General features: G+C 73.4%; 14 protein-coding genes. 3 read left to right on the top strand and 11 right to left on the bottom strand.

What is annotated here, in order from left to right:
- Positions 1–217: 217 nt before the first annotated feature.
- The 3 genes from AC0CYZ_RS30440 to AC0CYZ_RS30450 all read left to right on the top strand — a co-directional run bounded on the left by AC0CYZ_RS30440 (position 218) and on the right by AC0CYZ_RS30450 (position 2,205).
- A complete protein-coding gene (locus tag AC0CYZ_RS30440; RefSeq protein ID WP_472221852.1) occupies positions 218–898 on the top strand; it encodes a DUF899 domain-containing protein in 681 nt (226 codons plus the stop codon).
- Positions 899–926: 28 nt separating this feature from the next.
- Complete coding sequence (locus AC0CYZ_RS30445) at positions 927–1,331, top strand: SAM-dependent methyltransferase (RefSeq protein ID WP_472221853.1); 405 nt, start codon at positions 927–929, stop codon at positions 1,329–1,331.
- 82 nt (positions 1,332–1,413) lie between these two features.
- Positions 1,414–2,205, top strand: coding sequence for an MOSC domain-containing protein (locus tag AC0CYZ_RS30450; protein ID WP_472221864.1), 792 nt, complete (start codon positions 1,414–1,416; stop codon positions 2,203–2,205).
- Positions 2,206–2,254: 49 nt separating this feature from the next.
- Here AC0CYZ_RS30450 and katG read toward each other — a convergent pair whose 3' ends face one another.
- The 11 genes from katG to AC0CYZ_RS30505 form a co-directional block, all read right to left on the bottom strand.
- Positions 2,255–4,444, bottom strand: coding sequence for a catalase/peroxidase HPI (gene katG, locus AC0CYZ_RS30455; protein WP_472221854.1), 2,190 nt, complete (start codon positions 4,442–4,444; stop codon positions 2,255–2,257).
- A 25-nt stretch (positions 4,445–4,469) separates the two neighbouring features.
- The gene (locus AC0CYZ_RS30460; RefSeq protein ID WP_472221855.1) at positions 4,470–4,922 is read right to left on the bottom strand and encodes a Fur family transcriptional regulator; all 453 of its coding nucleotides are present in this window, start codon (positions 4,920–4,922) and stop codon (positions 4,470–4,472) included.
- 81 nt (positions 4,923–5,003) lie between these two features.
- The gene (locus tag AC0CYZ_RS30465) at positions 5,004–6,341 is read right to left on the bottom strand and encodes an ammonium transporter (protein ID WP_472221865.1); all 1,338 of its coding nucleotides are present in this window, start codon (positions 6,339–6,341) and stop codon (positions 5,004–5,006) included.
- An 89-nt stretch (positions 6,342–6,430) separates the two neighbouring features.
- Complete coding sequence (locus tag AC0CYZ_RS30470) at positions 6,431–6,691, bottom strand: acyl carrier protein (protein WP_472221856.1); 261 nt, start codon at positions 6,689–6,691, stop codon at positions 6,431–6,433.
- Entirely contained in the window at positions 6,691–8,271 is a 1,581-nt protein-coding gene (locus tag AC0CYZ_RS30475; RefSeq protein ID WP_472221857.1) for an amino acid adenylation domain-containing protein, read from the bottom strand. Before AC0CYZ_RS30475 ends, AC0CYZ_RS30470 begins: the two co-directional genes overlap by 1 nt.
- Positions 8,268–9,275: an LLM class flavin-dependent oxidoreductase gene (locus tag AC0CYZ_RS30480; RefSeq protein ID WP_472221858.1), complete on the bottom strand. Its 1,008-nt coding sequence runs from the start codon at positions 9,273–9,275 to the stop codon at positions 8,268–8,270. The genes AC0CYZ_RS30475 and AC0CYZ_RS30480 overlap by 4 nt, the downstream gene beginning before the upstream one ends.
- Positions 9,272–11,023, bottom strand: a complete 1,752-nt coding sequence (locus tag AC0CYZ_RS30485; protein WP_472221859.1) for a carbamoyltransferase family protein — start codon at positions 11,021–11,023, stop codon at positions 9,272–9,274. Before AC0CYZ_RS30485 ends, AC0CYZ_RS30480 begins: the two co-directional genes overlap by 4 nt.
- 120 nt (positions 11,024–11,143) lie before the next feature.
- Complete coding sequence (locus AC0CYZ_RS30490) at positions 11,144–13,129, bottom strand: glycosyltransferase (protein ID WP_472221860.1); 1,986 nt, start codon at positions 13,127–13,129, stop codon at positions 11,144–11,146.
- Positions 13,130–13,160: 31 nt separating this feature from the next.
- Positions 13,161–14,243 carry a GNAT family N-acetyltransferase gene (locus tag AC0CYZ_RS30495; RefSeq protein WP_472221861.1) on the bottom strand — a complete coding sequence of 361 codons (1,083 nt, stop codon included), beginning with the start codon at positions 14,241–14,243 and terminating at the stop codon, positions 13,161–13,163.
- Between the two features lie 112 nt (positions 14,244–14,355).
- Positions 14,356–16,764, bottom strand: coding sequence for a xanthine dehydrogenase family protein molybdopterin-binding subunit (locus AC0CYZ_RS30500; protein WP_472221862.1), 2,409 nt, complete (start codon positions 16,762–16,764; stop codon positions 14,356–14,358).
- 146 nt (positions 16,765–16,910) lie between these two features.
- Positions 16,911–17,791: alkaline phosphatase family protein (locus AC0CYZ_RS30505; protein ID WP_472221863.1), on the bottom strand; the 881-nt coding region annotated here is incomplete at its 5' end.

The following is a 17,791-nucleotide window of genomic DNA, read 5'->3' on the forward strand; positions in this document are numbered from 1 at the left end:
GCCGTGGCGGGCCTCGGGGAGACGGACGCGCCGGGGCTGCACCACGTCGTCGCGCCGTGCCGGGGAACAGCAGCCGTGGATCTCCAGGGCCGGCTCGCCGCCGTGGTCGAGCAGGTCGCGGTGACCGACGGGCGTCCGACCGACGACCCCGCGGCCCTGCGCCGAGCACATTGAGACCCTTGACCCCTTGGTACTTCTCTAGGACCATCTGGTAGCTATGAGCGCACCGGCCCTACCACCCGTCGTCGGCACCGAGACCTGGCAGCGCGAGCTCGACGCGCTGCGCCGCCGGGAGAAGGCGGCGACCCGCGAGCTCGACGCCATCGCCGCACAACGCCGCCGGCTGCCGATGGTCGAGATGCCCGACTACACGCTGGAGGGCGAGGACGGGCCGGTGCGGCTCGTCGACGTCTTCGACGGCCGGTCCCAGCTGATCGTCTACAACCACATGTGGTTCCCGGGCGAGGAATGGCAGTGCGGGGGGTGCACCGGCTTCACCAGCCAGTTCACCCGGCTGCAGTGGCTCGACCACTTCGACGCGCGGTTCGTCGTCGTCACCCAGGGCCCGATCGACGAGGCCCTCGCCTACCGGCGCCGCGTCGGCAACACCATGCGCTGGTACTCCACGGCGAACAGCTCCTTCGGGACCGACGTCGGCGCCCCGCCCGGCGGCGGCTTCGCCGTGAACGTCTTCCTGCGCGACGGCGGCACCGTGTACCGCACGTGGCACACCGACGGCCGGGGCACCGAGCAGCTCGGCTTCGGCTTCGCGCTCGTCGACCTGCTGCCCTTCGGACGGCAGGAGGAATGGCAGGACTCGCCCCCGGGCTGGCCACAGCAGGCCACGTACAGCAGGTGGCCGAGCTCCGAGGACGTCGCCGCGCTCTACGGATCGTGACGGTCCCTGGCGAGATCGGGAGCCGGGTATGACGTTCGAGCTCCGGGTGATCGGACGCGTCGAGTCCACCCTCGACCCCGCCGCGGCGCCGAAGCAGGCCGACGAGGGCGCGCCCGACGCGTGGCTCGTCCTGGACCCGTCGCTGCGCGAGGCGTGCGCCGACCTGGCGGCGGGCGACGAGCTGGTCGTGCTCACCTGGCTGCACGAGGCCGCGCGGGACGTGCAGGTCGTGCAGCCGCGCGACGACCCCGCGCGGCCGCCGACCGGCGTGTTCAGCACCCGCTCCCCCGCGCGCCCGAACCCGATCGGGATGCACCCGGTCCGCGTCCTCGCCGTCGAGGGCACCCGGATCCACGTCGACGCGCTCGAAGCCTTCGACGGCACGCCGGTCGTCGATCTCAAGCCCGCCCTCGCCCCGCGGCAGGAACGATGAGAATTCGCTGCGGTTCCGCCCGGCGCGACGACCTGCGCCGGCGGGCGGGCGGGACCGGCGGCGACGATTAGGGTCGGTGCCCATGCAGGTGTCGGCGCTGACCCGCTATCCCGTGAAGTCGATGCTCGGCCAGCAGCTGGACGAGGCGGTGGTCGGCCCCACCGGGCTCGAGCACGACCGCTGGCGGGCGCTGATGGACCCGACGACCGGCTACGTGTGCACCGCCAAGCACCCGCGGCTGTGGCGGCGGCTGCTGCAGTACTCGGCGGCCGTGGACGGCGGGCAGGTCCGGGTGACGACGCCGGGGGGCGACACCTTCGGCGCCGACGACCCGCGCCTCGTCGAGAGCCTGACCGCCGACCTCGGGCGGCCCGTCGAGCTCCGGGCGCAGCGCCCGGCGGGGTCGTCGGTCGAGCGCCCGGACCCCGAGGACGTGCTCGCGCAGGGCGTGGAGGCCGAGGTCGAGGCGCCCACGCTCGAGATCTCGCAGGGGAACGCCGGCGACACGTTCGTCGACCACTCCCCGATCCACCTGATCACGACGGCGACCCTGGATCACCTGGGGATCGAGGCACTGCGCTACCGACCGAACCTCGTCATCGACGCGGACGTGGAGCCGTTCGCCGAGAACGACTGGCTCGGGCGGGAGCTGACCGTCGGCGACGTGGTCCTGCGGTTGACGCTGCCGACGCCGCGGTGCTCGGTGCCGACGCTCGAGCACGGCGACCTGCCGCGGAACCCCGACGCACTGCGCCCGCTGCTCACCGGGAACCGGGTCGAGGTGCCCGGGTTCGGGGTGCTGCCGTGTGCGGGGGCGTACGCCGAGGTGGTCCGCGGCGGGACGGTCCGTCGAGGTGCGCTCGCGCGCCTGTGAGCACTTTCGGGGGCTATGACCCCCGAAAGTGCTCACGGGCCGCAGGCACCTAGATGTCGTACCGGTCCAGCATCATGACCTTGTCCCAGGCCTTGACGAAGTCCCGGACGAACTTCTCCTCCGCCCCGTTCTCCGCGTAGATCTCCGCGACCGCGCGGAGCTCGGAGTTCGAGCCGAACACCAGGTCGTTGCGGGTGCCGGTCCAGTGGACCTCGCCGTCGGTGCCGCGGGCCTCGTAGAGCCCCTCCTCCTCGGCGACCTTCGACCACGTGGTGTTCATGTCGAGCAGGTTGGTGAAGAAGTCGTTCGTCAGCTGCCCGGGACGCTCGGTGAGCACCCCGTGCGTCGACCCGCCGGTGTTCGCCCCGAGCACCCGCAGACCGCCGACGAGCGCGGTCATCTCGGGCGCGGTGAGGTTGAGCAGGTTCGCGCGGTCGACCAGCAGGTACTCGGCGGGGAGCGGGTTGCCCTTGCCGAGGTAGTTGCGGAAGCCGTCCGCGGCCGGCTCGAGGTAGGTGAACGAGTCGACGTCGGTCCACTCCTGCGAGGCGTCGGTGCGCCCCGGGGTGAAGGGGACCGTGATCGAGGTGCCGGCGTCGGAGGCCGCCTTCTCGATGGCGGCGCACCCGCCGAGCACGATCAGGTCCGCGAGCGAGACCTGCGTGCCGGAGGCGTTGAACGACGACCGGACGTCGTCGAGGGCCGCCAGGGTCCGGCGCAGCTCCTGCGGGTCGTTGACCTCCCAGTCGATCTGCGGGTCGAGGCGCACGCGGGCACCGTTGGCGCCGCCGCGCTTGTCCCCGATCCGGAACGTGGAGGCCGACGCCCAGGCCGCCTTGACGAGCTGGGAGACGGACAGGCCCGAGTCGAGGATCTTCGCCTTGAGCTCGGCGATCTCGGTGGAGTCGACGAGCGGGCCCTCGTGCGCGGGCACCGGGTCCTGCCAGATCAGCGTCTCCTGCGGGACCCAGTCGCCGATGTAGCGCTGGATCGGGCCCATGTCGCGGTGGGTCAGCTTGTACCAGGCGCGGGCGAACGCGTCGGCGAACTCGTCGGGGTTCTGGTGGAACCGCCGCGAGATCTCCCCGTAGATCGGGTCGAGCTTCAGGGAGAGGTCGGTGACCAGCATCGTGGGCTGGCGGGTCAGCTCACCGGTCTCCGGGTCGGGCACGGTGTTCGCGCCGCCGCCGTTCACCGGCCGGTACTGCCACGCCCCGGCCGGCGACTTGTGGAGCTCCCACTCGTAGCCGAAGAGGTTGTCGAAGTAGCCGTTGCTCCACTGCACCGGGGTGGAGGTCCAGGTGACCTCGAGGCCGGAGGTGATGGTGTCGCGGCCCTTGCCCTTGCCGAACTTCTGCGCCCAGCCCAGGCCCTTCTCCTCGAGGGAGGCGCCCTCGGGCTCGGGGCCGACGTACTGGTCGGGGTCGGCCGCGCCGTGCGTCTTGCCGAAGGTGTGGCCACCGGCGATGAGGGCGACGGTCTCCTCGTCGTTCATCGCCATGCGGCCGAAGGTCTCGCGGATGTCGCGCGCGGCGGCCAGCGGGTCGGGGTTGCCGTCCGGGCCCTCCGGGTTGACGTAGATCAGGCCCATCTGCGAGGCGCCGAGGGGCTGCTCGAGCTGCCGGTCGCCGGTGTAGCGCTGGTCGCCGCCGAGCCACTCGCGCTCCGGGCCCCAGTAGGTCTCGTTGTCGGGCTCGAACACGTCGGGGCGGCCGCCGGCGAACCCGAAGGTCGTGAAGCCCATGGTGTCCAGCGCGCGGTTGCCCGTGAAGATGATGAGGTCGGCCCAGGAGACCTTCCGGCCCCACTTCTGCTTGACCGGCCACAGCAGGCGGCGGGCCTTGTCCAGGTTGCCGTTGTCGGGCCAGCTGTTCAGCGGGGCGAAGCGCTGCATGCCCATGCCGGCGCCGCCGCGGCCGTCGGCCAGGCGGTAGGTGCCGGCGGAGTGCCACGCCATGCGGATCATGAAGCCGCCGTAGTGACCGAAGTCGGCCGGCCACCAGTCCTGGCTCGTCGTCAGGACCTCGTCGACGTCGCGCGCGAGCTCGTCGAGGTCGACGGTCGCGAACTCCTTCGCGTAGTCGAAGTCCGGGTCCATCGGGTTCGAGGCGGCGGTGTGCGAGCGCAGGACGCGCAGGTTGAGCTGGTTGGGCCACCAGTCGACGTTGCCGCCACCCTCGGTCGGGTGCGCGAGACGACCCCCGTGGACCGGGCAACCGCCGGCCTCATGGGTGTTCATCTCTGTCTCGCGGGTGACGTGACCTTCAGACACGAGGGTTTCCTCCGGAGGGTTGAGAGGTGGTGGAACACGCGGGGCAGAGCCCCCAGAAGACGACCTCGGCCTCGTCGACGACGAAGCCGTGGTCGTCCGACGCGGTCAGGCACGGCGCGGCCCCGACGACGCAGTCGACGTCGGAGATCGCGCCACAGGACCGGCACACGACGTGGTGATGGTTGTCCCCGACCCGGGCCTCGTACCGCGCCGCCGAACCCGTGGGCTCGATGCGCCGCAGCAGGCCCGCCGAGGTGAGCGCCCGCAGGACGTCGTAGACGGCCTGGTGGGACACCGTCCCGAGGTCGGCCCGGACGAGACCGATGATCGCGTCCGTGTCGAGGTGCGGGTGGTCGTGCACCGCCGACAGCACCGCGAGACGGGGACGCGTCACGCGCAGACCCGCCTCGCGCACCTGGCGCTCGAAGTCGGAGGTGGTCGGCACATCGGCCAGTGTGGCCCTGAATCTGGAATCAATCAAGATTCCGTCGCGATCGGCAGATGTCGCACCGCGGAGCGGACGTGCTCAGGAGGCGGGCCGGGACCCCGTGGGGCTCGACGGGACCCCCGGGGTGCGGTGCCCGCGCGAGCCGGCGGCCACCGTCGAGAAGTCGTAGCCGCTCTCGGCGTGCTCGCCCTCGTCGACGCCCTCGGCCTCGACCTCGGGATCCACCCGCAGCCCGATCGTCCTCGCGATCACCCAGGCGATCACGATCGTGACGACGAACGAGTAGCCGAGCACCGCGACGACGGCCACCGCCTGGCGTCCGAGCTGGGACAACCCGCCGCCGTAGAGCAGGCCGTCCGCACCGGCGGGGTTGGTCGCCACCGAGGCCAGCAGGCCGATCAGGAGCATCCCGACGAGCCCACCGACCCCGTGGACCGCGACGACGTCGAGGGAGTCGTCGAACCCGAAGCGGTACTTGAGCCGCACCGCGCAGGCGCAGATCGCGCCCGCGGCGAGGCCGATGGCCAGCGCCCCGAGCGGCTCGACGTAGGCGCAGGCCGGGGTGATCCCGACGAGGCCCGCGACGGCACCCGACGCCGCCCCGAGGGACGTGGGCCGGCCGTCGCGGATCTGCTCGACGACGAGCCAGGCCAGGACCGCCGCCGCCCCCGCGGTCATCGTCGACACCAGGGCGGTGCCGGCCACGGCGGTGGCCCCGAGCGCGGACCCGGCGTTGAACCCGAACCACCCGAACCAGAGCAGCCCGGCACCGAGGAGGACCGAGGGGAGGTTGTGCGGCCGGATCGGGTCGCGGGGCCAGCCCCGCCGCTTCCCGACGACGAGGGCGAGCGCCAGGGCCGACGCCCCGGAGTTGATCTCGACGGCGGTCCCGCCCGCGAAGTCCAGCGCGTGCAGCCGGTTGGCGATCCACCCGCCGACCGACCCGGGCCCCGTCGCCCCGTCGAGCGCGAACACCCAGTGCGCCTCGGGGAGGTAGACGACCGTGACCCAGACCAGCACGAACAGGGTCCACGGCCAGAACCGCGTCCGCTCGGCGACCGCACCCGCGAGCAGCGCGACCGTGATCACGGCGAACATGAGCTCGAACATCGCGTAGACGCCGGCCGGGATCGCGGTCGGCCCGCTCCCGACGACCGCGGTGTCGGTGTGGCGCAGCCCGACGTCGCCGAAGCCGCCGATGAGCCCCGCCCACGCGTCGGACCCGAAGCCGAGCGAGTAGCCGTAGACCACCCACACCACGCCCACGACGGCGAGGCACACGAAGCTCGTCATCATGACGTTGAGGACGGCCTTCGTGCGGACCATGCCGCCGTAGAAGAGGGCCAGGCCCGGGGTCATCAGCATCACGAGCCCGGTGCTCGCGAGCACCCATGCGGTACTGCCCGAATCGATCACACCGAGCCCTCCGGGCGGGATCACGGACGGCGCAGTGTGACACGCGGATGACGGGGACGTCTCCGACGTGTGACGAGGTGGCCCCGGGCCTACGCGGGGGCCGCCCCGACCGAGGCGAGGAAGTCGGTCATGGCGTCGACCGACCGGAAGTGGTCCACGTCGAAGTCGTCGAGCGGCAGCTGCACGCCGAAGGTCTCCTCGAGCGCCACGATGAGCGTCACCAGCGCGAGCGAGTCGATGAGACCGGCCTCGAGCAGGTCCGTGGACGTGTCGGGCACGTCGATCCCGGCGCGCTCGCTCACCACCTCCGCGACCTGCGCGCGCAGCTCGGGGCGGGTGTCGGTCTCCATCAGCTCTCGTCCTTCGGTGCGGGGCGGAACCGGTCGCGCAGCGCGGGCCGGTCGATCTTGCCGTTGACGTTCTTGGGGAGGCCGTCGAGCTCCTCCCAGCGTGCCGGGAGCATGTAGCGCGGCAGCAGCGCGGTGACCTGCCGGCGCAGCTCGGCCACCGGCAGCTCCCGGCCCTCGACGACGGAGTAGGCGCAGCAGATCGTGGTGCCCTCGAAGCCCCCGGTGTCCACGCCCACGACGGCACATTCGCGCACCCCGGCCACGGTGTTCACCGCCGACTCGACCTCGCCGAGCTCGATGCGGTAGCCGCGGCTCTTGATCTGGGAGTCGGTGCGGCCGAGGAAGTGCACCACGCCGTCCTCGTCGGCGCGGGCGAGGTCGCCGGTCCGGTAGATGCGCTCGCCGTCGGGACCCGGGACGAAGGCGGCGTCGGTCTTCTCCTGGTCGCGCCAGTAGCCCGGGGAGAGCCCGACCCCGCCGATGTACAGCTCGCCGATCTCACCGGTCGCAACCTCACGCCCGTCCTCGAGGACGAGCAGCCGCTCGCCGTCGCACGGCACGCCGATCGGCACCGGCACCGACTCGTCGTCGGGCACCCCGGGCACGTCGAAGTACGACGACGCGATCGTCGCCTCGGTGGGTCCGTAGAGGTTGGTGAACCGGACGTGGGGCAGCCGGCGCATCCAGTGCGCGAGCACCGGGGTCGGCAGCACCTCGCCGCACCACAGCAGCCGCTCCAGGGCCGGGAAGTCGTCCTGCGCCACGGCGTCGAAGCGCGCCAGGTAGGTCAGGACCGACGGCACGGAGAACCACTGCGTGAGCTCGTGGTCGCGGATGAACGCGGCGGTCCGCCGGGGGTCGAGGCCCAGCGAGGCCGGCACGAGGTGCAGCTCCGCGCCCGCGGCGAGCGTGGCGTAGATGTCGAACGTCGAGAGGTCGAAGTGCAGCGGCGGGTGCCCGGAGATCCGGTCGCCGGGCTTGGTCCCGAAGTGCCCGAGCGCCCAGTCCACGAAGGCCGAGACCATGTCGTGGGTGATCATGACGCCCTTCGGCTCCCCGGTGGAGCCGGAGGTGAAGAGCAGGTGGGCGAGGTCGGGGGCCGCCGCCACGACCGGGGCCGAGGCGTCCGCGGCCGCGACGTCGCCCCGCGCGAACGCCGACGCGAAGCGCGCGCCGGCCAACGGTTCGACGAGCGAGCCCACGACCAGGTCGTCCAGGCCCTCGCCGACGAGGCCGTCGATGAGGCCCGTGGCGGTGGCGTCGGCCAGCAGGACCGTCGGCTCGGCCGAGCGCACGATGCGGGCCACGCGCGGCGCCGGGCTCGCCGAGTCGACCGGCACGTACACGCCGCCCGCCTTGAGCGTCCCGATCAGCGCGGCGATCGTCCACGGCGCCTTCGCCGCGAGCACCCCGACGCGGTCACCGGGCCGCACGCCGCGCTCCACCAGCACCCGTGCGATCCGGTCGGTCGTGGCCGCGAGCTCGGCGTAGGTCATCACCTCGTCGCCGAGCAGCAGCGCTGTCGAGCCGGGCGAGCGCTCCGCCGAGGCGGTGAGCAGGTCCTGCAGCCGCCGGGTCACGGCGTGACCCCCGCCCGCGCGAACACCTCGCCGATGTGCCCGAGCTCCTCGGCCGCCGGCGGGATGTCCAGCACGAACACCCGGGTGCCCCGGGCCAGGTAGTGCCCGATCGCCGAGGCCACGCGGTCGTAGGAGCCGACCAGGTAGGGGCAGAAGGTCTGGTAGTTCTGGAACGGCCCGAGCCAGAACGGGTCCGGCTCGCCATCGGCGGTCTCCGGCTGCGCCTGCGCCGCGGCGGACAGCTGGCGGTGCCACTGCGAGTCCGAGGTCCGCATCGCCATCGAGTGCGCGATCTGGCCCTTGCGGTCGGTCGGGAAGCGCTCCTCGGCGACCTTCCACGCCTCCGCGGTGTCGCCCCGCGCGATGATCCCGACCCGGACGCCGCCGCCGGCCGGCGCATCCGCGGTCTCCTGCCCCAGTGGCTCCGGGTAGCGGATGGGGACGGCGCCGATGTCGGCCGCAGCCGCGCGCCCGGCGGGCGACGACCCCGAGATCAGCACCTCGGGCATGAGGTCGGCGGGCAGCGCCGGCCCCAGCTTGAGGTTGCGCACCTGGTGCCAGCGCCCCTCACGGGTCACGGTCTCGCCGCGCAGCAGCGCCATGACGATGTGCGTGTACTCGGTGGTCCGGGCGTAGCGGTCGTCGTGCTCGGTGGGGTCGCCCAGCGCCAGCAGGTCGTTGCGGAAGCCGCCGGCGAGCATGTTCAGGTGCACCGCGCGCCCGTGCAGGTACGCCAGCGACGACACCATCGACGCCGCGGTGAACGGGTGCATGTACACCGGCTGCACCGCCACCAGCGGGGCGAGCCGCTCGGTCGCGGTGATCGCGTGCTGGGCCACCAGCCACGGGTCCGCGATGCCGTTGTCGGTGTACACCAGCATCCCGGTGCACCCCGCGGCCTCGCTCCAGCGCGCGACGTCGGCGACGGCGCGGCCGTACTCCGCGGCGGGGACGTCCTTGGACTGCGGGCAGGTCGAGTAGATCTGGACGCTCGCCCGGCTCACGAGGGGGTCCCCTCCACGACGAACCCCTCGATGTAGAGCCGGTCCAGCGCGATCCGCGAGAACGTGTCGACGGCGGTGGCCGGGTCCATGATCAGCGGCTGGCCCTTGACGTTGAACGAGGTGTTGACGACGCAGCCGGTGCCGGTCCGCGCGCGGACCTCGTCGAGCAGCGACGCGAACGTCGGGTTCAGCTCCGGGGTGACGGTCTGGATCCGCGCCGAGTCGTCCTCGTGGACGATCCCGGAGAGCGCGCCGCGGGCCTCGGGGCGCACCTGCGCGGTGCAGAGCATGTAGAGGTCCGGGTCGAAGCCGCGCGTGACGAAGAGCCGGTCGCGGTCGTCGACGTGCACGGCGGGCGCGAACGGCCGGAACGCCTCCCGGAACTTCACGGCGCCGTTGATCCGGTCCTTGATCCGGTCGCCGTCGGGGCGGGCGAGGATCGAGCGGTTGCCCAGCGCCCGCGGGCCGAACTCCATGCGCCCGTGGAACACCGCGACGATCCGGTCCGCGGCGATGTCCTCCGCGGCGGCGGCCAGGTACTCCTGGCCCATCCCGATCTCGCGCCAGCGCAGGTCGGGACGGGCCTCGAGGACCGCCAGCACGTCCTCGCGGGAGTACTGCGGGCCCAGGTAGGGGTCGAAGGGGCCGGTGACGGCGGGCCGCTCGCCCGCCTCCACCGCCGCCGCCCACGCCGCGCCGGGCGCGCTGCCGTCGTCGCCGGAGGCCGGCTGCACGAACATGCGCTCGACGCCGGGCAGGTCGGCGATCGACTGGTTGGACTTGCAGTTGAGGAAGGTGCCGCCGGCCAGGCACAGCGAGGTCTCGCCGGTCTCGGCCAGCCAGTGCCCGACGAGCGCGACGAGCAGCTCGGTCAGGCACTCCTGCATGGCGGCCGCGAAGTCGGCCTCGTCGCGCTGGATCGAGCCGTCGGGCTTCGAGGGCGTGAAGGTCTGCTCCTCGAACAGGGCCCGCGCGTGGGGGTAGCCGTCCTCGGCGTCCGCGAGCGCGCCCGTGGGCCAGTCGATGACGACCGAGCCGCGCTCGGCGTCGAACCGGGTCAGCTTGCGGAACACCTCGCGGAACCGCTCCGGGTCCCCGTAGGGCGCGAGGCCCATGACCTTGTACTCGTCGTTGTTGAACTGGAAGCCGAGGAAGCGCGTGCCGATCGAGTAGAGGATCCCCAGCGACGCCGCGATCGGCTGCGAGTGCAGCTTCTCCAGCCGGCCGTCGGAGAAGCGGTACACCGTCAGCGAGTCGACCTCGCCCATCCCGTCGGAGACCACGGCGAGCCCGCGGGAGAACCCGCTGGGCACCACCGCGGACAGCGCGTGCGCCCGGTGGTGCTCGACCGGCGCCAGGCGCTCGGCCAGGACCGGCCAGCCCGCGTCGGTGAGCGCGTCCCGCACGGTCTGCGAGCTCAGGACGCCGTCGAAGTACTCGCGGGAGAGCGCGAAGGCGCGCCGGTGGCGGTCGTAGTCGAAGCCGTGCGCGACGACGTCGACGTCCTCGGCCCGCACGCCGGCTTCCGCGAGGCAATAGGCGATGGCGTCCCGCGGGAGGGAACCGGTGCCCTTGTCGCCGTCGAAGCGCTCCTGCGAGGCCGCCGCGACGAGGCGGCCGTCGACGAGGATCGCCGCCGCGCTGTCGAGCCCCTGACAGATCCGCGCGTCCAGCGGATCGATGTCGGGTCGGGTCTCGTGAAGTCGTCGTTGGGAGTTCGGGAGCCCACTGAGTCCCAGAACGATCATTCGATCAAAGCCTCTCCGGACCGACTGCGTCGTACTCCACTATGACGTCCGAACGCGACCGAGGTTCGTACGAGGGTGACACCCGATCGGACACTTCGGCGGATATCCCCGTCGAGCGACTCAGATCACGTCGGCGGGTTGCTCCGCTCCGGGGAACGGGTGGCCCAGGATCGTCACGAATGCGCGCTGGTAGGCGTCGACCATGGCGGTGTCGGTGTAGAGCGCCAGCGCCCGCTCCCGCCCGGCCGCACCGAGCCGCGTCAGCCGCCCGCGGTCGTCGAGCACGCCGCGCAACGCCTCGGTCCAGGCCGGGACGGTCACCGGGTCGACCACGACCCCGGCCGCGCCGTGCTCGAGCATCTCGGGCACCGACCCGCTCGCCGACGCCATCACCGGCATCGCCCGCGTCATCGCCTCGACGATGACGAGCGGGAAGGCCTCGAAGCCGCTGGGGACGCACAGCACGTCGGTCTCGGCGAACGCGTGGTCCGGCCCCGGGGAGACGCCCCGCCAGCGCACCTGCCCGCGCAGGTAGGCGGGGGTCTGCGCCTCGAGCAGGGCTCGGTCGGGGCCCGCCCCGAAGATGTCGAGGGTCCACTCGTCGGGGCGCGCGAGCGCGTCGAGCGCCTTGATGAGCAGCGTCGTGTTCTTGTACTCCTTGAGCCGGGTGAGCATGCAGAACCGGACGGGTCCGGTGCCCGGACGCGGCGGCAGCGGCTCGCCCGGGGCCAGCCCGTTGGGCGCGACCATGACCGAGCCGGTGAGGCGCTGGTGGCGCGTCAGGTCGGCGTGGTGCTGGCGGGACAGCACGAGCAGACCGTCGGCGGTGCGCAGCGCGCGGGCCTGCAGCTCGGAGTAGGTCGGGCGCTCCAGCTCGGCGGGGTCGTGCGCGGCCGGCAGCCAGTACCGCCGCTGCCCGGCGACGGGGCCGAGCGCGCGCCACGCCTCCGCGAACCCGATCTCGGTCTTGGTGGCCCCGCCCACGACGATGGCCTCGTCGGTGTCGGCGACGTCCACGACCGGCTGCCACCAGGGCTGCATGAGCATCCGCACCCGCGGGTCCAGCTCGGCGATGTACTGCCCGAGGTGCTGCAGGCACACCAGGGTCACGGGGTGGCCGCGCGCGACGAGCTGGTTGGCGAGCACGACCCGCTGGCGCTCCGCCCCGCCGGGCTTGAGGCCGTTGGTGACGACGACGACGGCGGGGCGTCCCCCCGCCTGCTCGGCCAGGGCGGTCAGCCGGGCCCGACGGGGCGCCCGCTTGGAGCGCTGGACCCGCTCGAGCAGCGTCGAGCCCGCCGCGTACAGCGAACCGCGCCCGAGGTTGTGCTCCAGGCCCAGCGCGATCACCTGCGCGGCACGGAGCAGGTCGTCGCCGCGCACCGAGGCGAGCGGGTCGTCGGACACGGTGCCGCCGCTGGCGTGGCGGACCTGCGGCTCGTCGTCGTCGACCAGGCGCAGCGACCAGCCGGCCCGGCGCGCGTCGGGCTGCCACGTGGCGTCCTCGCCGTAGACGAAGAACTCCTCGCTGAACGGCCCGAGCGCGTTCCAGGCGTCGCGGGAGATGAACAGGCAGCACCCGGTGAGGTAGCCGTCGACCTCGGTCGGCGGCTCCGGGTAGAGGTTGCTGAGCCGGTTGCCGCGCAGCCGCTTCGCGTATCCGGCCGCGTTCAGCAGGTTGCGCACCACGCCCTGCTCGCGGTGCGCGACGTCCCACGGCTCGTCGCGGCCCTCGGGGTCGAGCACCGTCGGCGACACCGCGGCGACGCCGGGCTCGGCGAGCGCCGCGCGGGCCCGGGTGAGCGGACCGAGCAGCTCGGCGTCCGGATTGAGCTGCAGCGCGTCGCACTCCGGGACCTGCGCCATGAGCCGGTTCATCGCGGCGATGTAACCGAGGTTGGCCTCGGAGAAGGTCCAGGTGATGTCGGGCCGGGAGGCCGCGAACTCGCGGACCCGGGGTGACCCGCTCGAGGCGTTGTCCCAGACGTGCACCCGCACGTCGGGCAGCCACTTGTCGACGCTCGCCAGGGCACGCTCGAGCAGGTCCGCCCGTCGGTAGGAGACGATCAGGACCGCCAGCTCGCGTCGCGCGCTCTCCTCGCTCACTTGTCCGATCGTGGCACGACCGGTCAGGGGGTCACTGCCGGGCCCCGTGGGCGACGAGCCACTCGCCGTCGAGGACGCTGAACGACGACGCCGTCGACCCGAGGAGCCCGAGCAGGGCGGGGTCGTGCGCGGCGACGAGCGCCCGCGCCCCGCGGCGGACGAGGACGCCGGGCGCGCCGACCAGCCCGGCCGTCACCGGCTCGAGGCGCCCCTGGACCGCGGCCGCCCCCTCGTCGTGGGCGGTGCGGACCAGGTGGTCGAGCACCGGGACGGGGTCGCCGAGGGCCACGACCTGGACGACCTCGGCGATCCCGTCCGCGGGCAGCAGGTAGAGGAACCACCCGAGCGCCCGCCCGCCTGGTTCGGGGCCCGGGCGGGCAGTGAGCCGGCCGCGGTCGGTCAGCCGGCCGAGCTCGGCGAAGGCCCACGACACCCAGGTCACGTCGTAGTCGAGGCGCAGGCGCAGGCGTTTCGCCTGCTCGACCTGCTCGACGAGCACCTCGGGGGTGAGCGGCTCGGTGGTCCCCGCCGGGTCGGGCGGCGGGGGCGGGCCGCCGCGGGAGAGCCGGGCGGCGAGGGCGTCCAGCGGTGCGCCGGCCAGCCGGACGCCGCGGGCGAGGCCGGGCCGGCGCCGCCCGGCGAGCCCCCCCGCCGTCGCCCCCGCGCGGAGGATCCGCCACCACGACAGCGACGACCCGACCAGCTCCTGGCCGCCCAGGCCGGTCCAGAGCGCGCGGGAGTCGTCGTTGGCGCGGTCGGCGACGGTGAGGTCCTGCGGGCCGGCGAGCAGTTTGCGGTTGAGCAGGACCCCGACGCCGCGCGAGCGGACGTCGGGATGCGCGACGAGGTTGCTGCTCACGGCCATCCGCAGGGGCCGCCCGTCGTACGTGAGCCGCCGCGTGTTGGCGGCGATGAACCCGACGACGCGCCCGTCGGGGTCCTCGTGCACCAGGGACGGGATCTCCGGGTCGGCCCACGGGTCGTCGAGCACGACGCGCGCGAGGTAGTCCTCGACGTGGGGGTTGCGGCGCTGCTCCCCCGAGCGCATCACCAGCTCGAACAGTGCCCCGACCTGCGGGAGGTCGGTGCGTTCCAGTGCCCGGATGCCCGTCACGCGCGGGAGCGTAGACGGCGGGGGGATCTCCTGCGCGTGATGTCGCCGGGGCCGCGGGCCGCGATGCCGGAGCGCACTACGGCATCACGGGCCGCGCCCGTGTCGGTGGCGCTCAGTGCTGCGAGCCCGCCGCTCCCGCGTACTCCGGCCCGGCCTGCTGCCGGGTCCCCGGGTCCGACGCCGAGACGCCCTGGATGGCGCGCCACACCGCCTCCGGGGTGAGCGGCATGTCGATGTGGCGCACCCCGAGGTGGGACACCGCGTCGATGACGGCGTTGTGCACCGCCGGCGTCGACCCGATCGTCCCGGACTCCCCGATCCCCTTCGCCCCGATGGGGTTGAGGAAGGTCGGGGTCTCGGTGTTCGACGCCTCGAACGAGCACAGGTCGGCCGCCGACGGGATGGTGTACGAGGCGAGGTTGCCCGACGTCGGGTTGCCGTCCTCGTCGAAGGTGACCCGCTCGAACAGGGCCTGCGAGATGCCCTGCGCGATCCCGCCGTGCTGCTGCCCGGCCACGAGCATCGGGTTGAGGATCTTCCCGCAGTCGTCGACGGCGACGTGGCGCAGCGGCGTCACCATGCCGGTGTCGAGGTCGACCTCGACGACGGCGATGTGCGAGCCGAACGGGAAGCTCGACTGGCCCTGCTTGAAGTCGAGGTCCTCGCGCAGCGCGCGGCCGTTGCCGTCGTCGAGCCCCGAGCCGTCCTCGGAGGCCGAGGCGATCTGCGACCACGTCACCGAGGAGCCGGCGACGCCGCGCACCCCGAAGCCGTCGTCGGAGTGCTCGATGTCCTCCACCGAGGCCTCGAGCAGGTGGGCGGCGATCTCGCGGGCGCGGGAGACCAGCTCCTGCGAGGCGTTGTGGATCGCGCTGCCCCCGGTCTGCAGCGAGCGCGAGCCGAGCGTGCCCGCCCCGCTGCGCACCAGCGAGGTGTCGGACTGCACCACCTTGATCTTGTCCATCGGCACGCCGAGGACCGACGAGGCGAGCTGCGCGAACGCGGTCTCGTGGCCCTGCCCGTGGGCACTGGTCCCGGCCATCACGGTGAACGTGCCGTCGGGGTGGGCCTGGGCCGAGCCGTACTCGCCGTCGAGGCCCAGCGGCGCGGTCACCTCGACGTAGGAGCCGACGCCGATGCCCAGCGCGACCCGCTCGCCCGCGTCCCGGCGGCGCTTCTGGTCGGCGAGCAGCTCGTCGTACCCCGCCGCCTGCTTGACCGCGTCGAGCGCCTTCTCGTGCTCGGCGTTGTCGTACTCGGCACCGGTCAGCGAGGTCATCGGGTAGCGGTCGGGCTGCAGGTAGTTCTTGCGGCGGATCTCCAGCGGGTCCATGCCCAGCTCGTCCGCGGCCATGTCGATGATGCGCTCGAGCAGCTGCGTGGCCTCGGGGCGCCCGGCGCCGCGGTAGGCACCGCACGTCGTCGTGTTCGTGGCGACGCTCTTCCACGTGAAGTCGATCGCCGGGATGTCGTAGACGCCCTGCGCCATGAGCTGGGTGAGGCTCGGCAGGATCGTGCCGACGGCCGGGTAGGCCCCGGCGTCGCCGATCACCGTCGCGCGGAGCCCGACGATCGTCCCGTCGCGCTTCACACCGAGCTCGACCCACTGGACCTGGCTGCGGCCGTGGACCATCGAGAGCATGTTCTCGGAGCGGGTCTCGGTCCAGCGGACCGGGCGCCCGAGCACCATCGCCGCCTTCGCGGCGATCGTGTACTCCGGGTAGGCCGTCGCCTTGGGGCCGAAGCCGCCGCCGACGCGGGGCGCGACGACCCGGACGAGGTCGCCGTCGAGGCCGAGGTCGCCGGCGATCGCGTCGCGCGCGCCGTGCGGGGTCTGGGTGGAGAGCCACAGGGTCACGCCGCCTGAGCCACCCGCGGAGCCTGCGGAGCCGGGTCCGTCATCAGTGCCGGGCTCGGCGACGCACGCGTTGGGCTCCATGGGGACGCCGGCGAGGCGCTGGTTGAGGAACTTGCCCTCCACGACGACGTCGGCGTCGTCGAAGATGCCCTCGACGTCGCCGGTGCCGGCGCCCGCGACCAGGTTGCTGCCGACCTCGTCGAACAGCAGCGGCGCGTCGTCGGCGTAGGCCTCCTCGATGCCGGTGACGGCGGGCAGCGGCTCGATGTCGGGGAAGACGGTCTCGGCGGCGTCGAGCGCCTCGCCCGCGGTCTCGGCGATGACGACGGCGACGATGTCGCCGACGAACCGGACCTTGCCCTTGGCGAGGTGCGGGCGGGCCATCGCGTCGGGGACGACGCCGGGCAGCCCGGGCCGGTCGGCCACGTCGAGGTCGGCGTTGGTGTAGACCGCGACCACGCCCGGCATGCCCTTGGCCTCGTCGACGTCGATGTCACCGAGCGTGCCGTGCGCGATCGGGGAGCGGACGAAGACCGCGTGCAGCGAGCCCTCGACGGGCAGGTCGCCGGTGTAGCGGCCGGCGCCGGTGATCAGCTCCTGGTCCTCGGTGCGCTTGACCGCGTGTCCCAGGATCGAGCCGCCGGTGTGGGTCGTGACGCTCACGCGTGCTCCTTCGTGCCCTCGTCGTGATCCGGGGCGGCGTCGCCGCGCAACCGGTCCCCCCGCCGGACGATAACCACCGCTGTGAGCGCGCGCACGGCCCGGAACGACAGGTTTCCGTCCGGTGGGAACGGCCGACGCACGAGCCGTCAGGCGACGTGGTGCACGAGCAACGGGACGAGGCGCTCGGCGTCGGTGACCGAGCCGTGCTGGCCGGGCAGCCGCGCGAGGACGGGTTCCCCCTCGCTGCGCACGATCGCGGCGGTGCCGTGCATGACGGCGACGACGTCGGGCACCCGGCCCCGGACGGCGTCGTCGACCGGCCCGAACCACCCGCCCTCGACCGCCTCCTCGCCGCGGAGCACCGTGGCGTCCGCGCCCAGGGTCGCCGACCAGGCCGCGTGCACGTCGTCGGCGGTCCCGGGCCGGGCGTAGACGAGGCGGGCGCGCGGGTCGCCGCCGACCATCGGCTCGCCCAGCCGCAGGTCGGGGTGGGTGTCGGCGTCGTGGCGGCGGTCGACCGTGACCATGCCGTGGTCGCCGGTGACCGCGAGCAGCGTCCCGGGCGGGAGGTCCTCGGCGAGCAGGGCGACGAGGTGGTCGATCCCGCGCAGCTGCCAGCGCCAGGCGAGCGAGCCGGGTCCGCGCAGGTGGCCGAGCTGGTCGAGGTCGGCGTGGTAGGCGTAGACGAGTCCCGGTGCGGCCAGCGCCGTCAGCGTCTCGGCGGCGAGGTCGCCCAGCGCCCCCACCCCGCGGTACGTCGCGCCGCGCAGGGCGGAGCGCGTGAGTCCCGACTCGCGGTAGGCGCGGTCCGAGACGACCGTGCTCGCGACGCCCCGGGCGGCGGCGCGCTCGAACAGGGTGGGCCGGGGCTGCACGGCCTCCGGGGCCAGCCGCTCGCGCAGGTCGGTCGTGCCCTCGGTCCAGGTCAGCGCGTCGAGCAGGGCGCCGTCGACCCGGAAGCGCACGCCGAGGGTGCCGTGCGCGCCGGGCGGCAGCCCCGTGCCGAGGCTCGTGACGCTGATCGGGG

Source organism: Actinomycetospora sp. (assembly GCF_055612215.1).

What these genes read in the sequence shown, in the direction of transcription:
- AC0CYZ_RS30440 (WP_472221852.1), top strand. Translation starts at nt 218, where the DNA reads ATGAGCGCACCGGCCCTACCACCCGTCGTCGGCACCGAGACCTGGCAG.
- AC0CYZ_RS30445 (WP_472221853.1), top strand. Translation starts at nt 927, where the DNA reads ATGACGTTCGAGCTCCGGGTGATCGGACGCGTCGAGTCCACCCTCGAC.
- AC0CYZ_RS30450 (WP_472221864.1), top strand. Translation starts at nt 1,414, where the DNA reads ATGCAGGTGTCGGCGCTGACCCGCTATCCCGTGAAGTCGATGCTCGGC.
- katG (WP_472221854.1), bottom strand. Translation starts at nt 4,444, where the DNA reads ATGAACACCCATGAGGCCGGCGGTTGCCCGGTCCACGGGGGTCGTCTC.
- AC0CYZ_RS30470 (WP_472221856.1), bottom strand. Translation starts at nt 6,691, where the DNA reads ATGGAGACCGACACCCGCCCCGAGCTGCGCGCGCAGGTCGCGGAGGTG.
- AC0CYZ_RS30485 (WP_472221859.1), bottom strand. Translation starts at nt 11,023, where the DNA reads ATGATCGTTCTGGGACTCAGTGGGCTCCCGAACTCCCAACGACGACTT.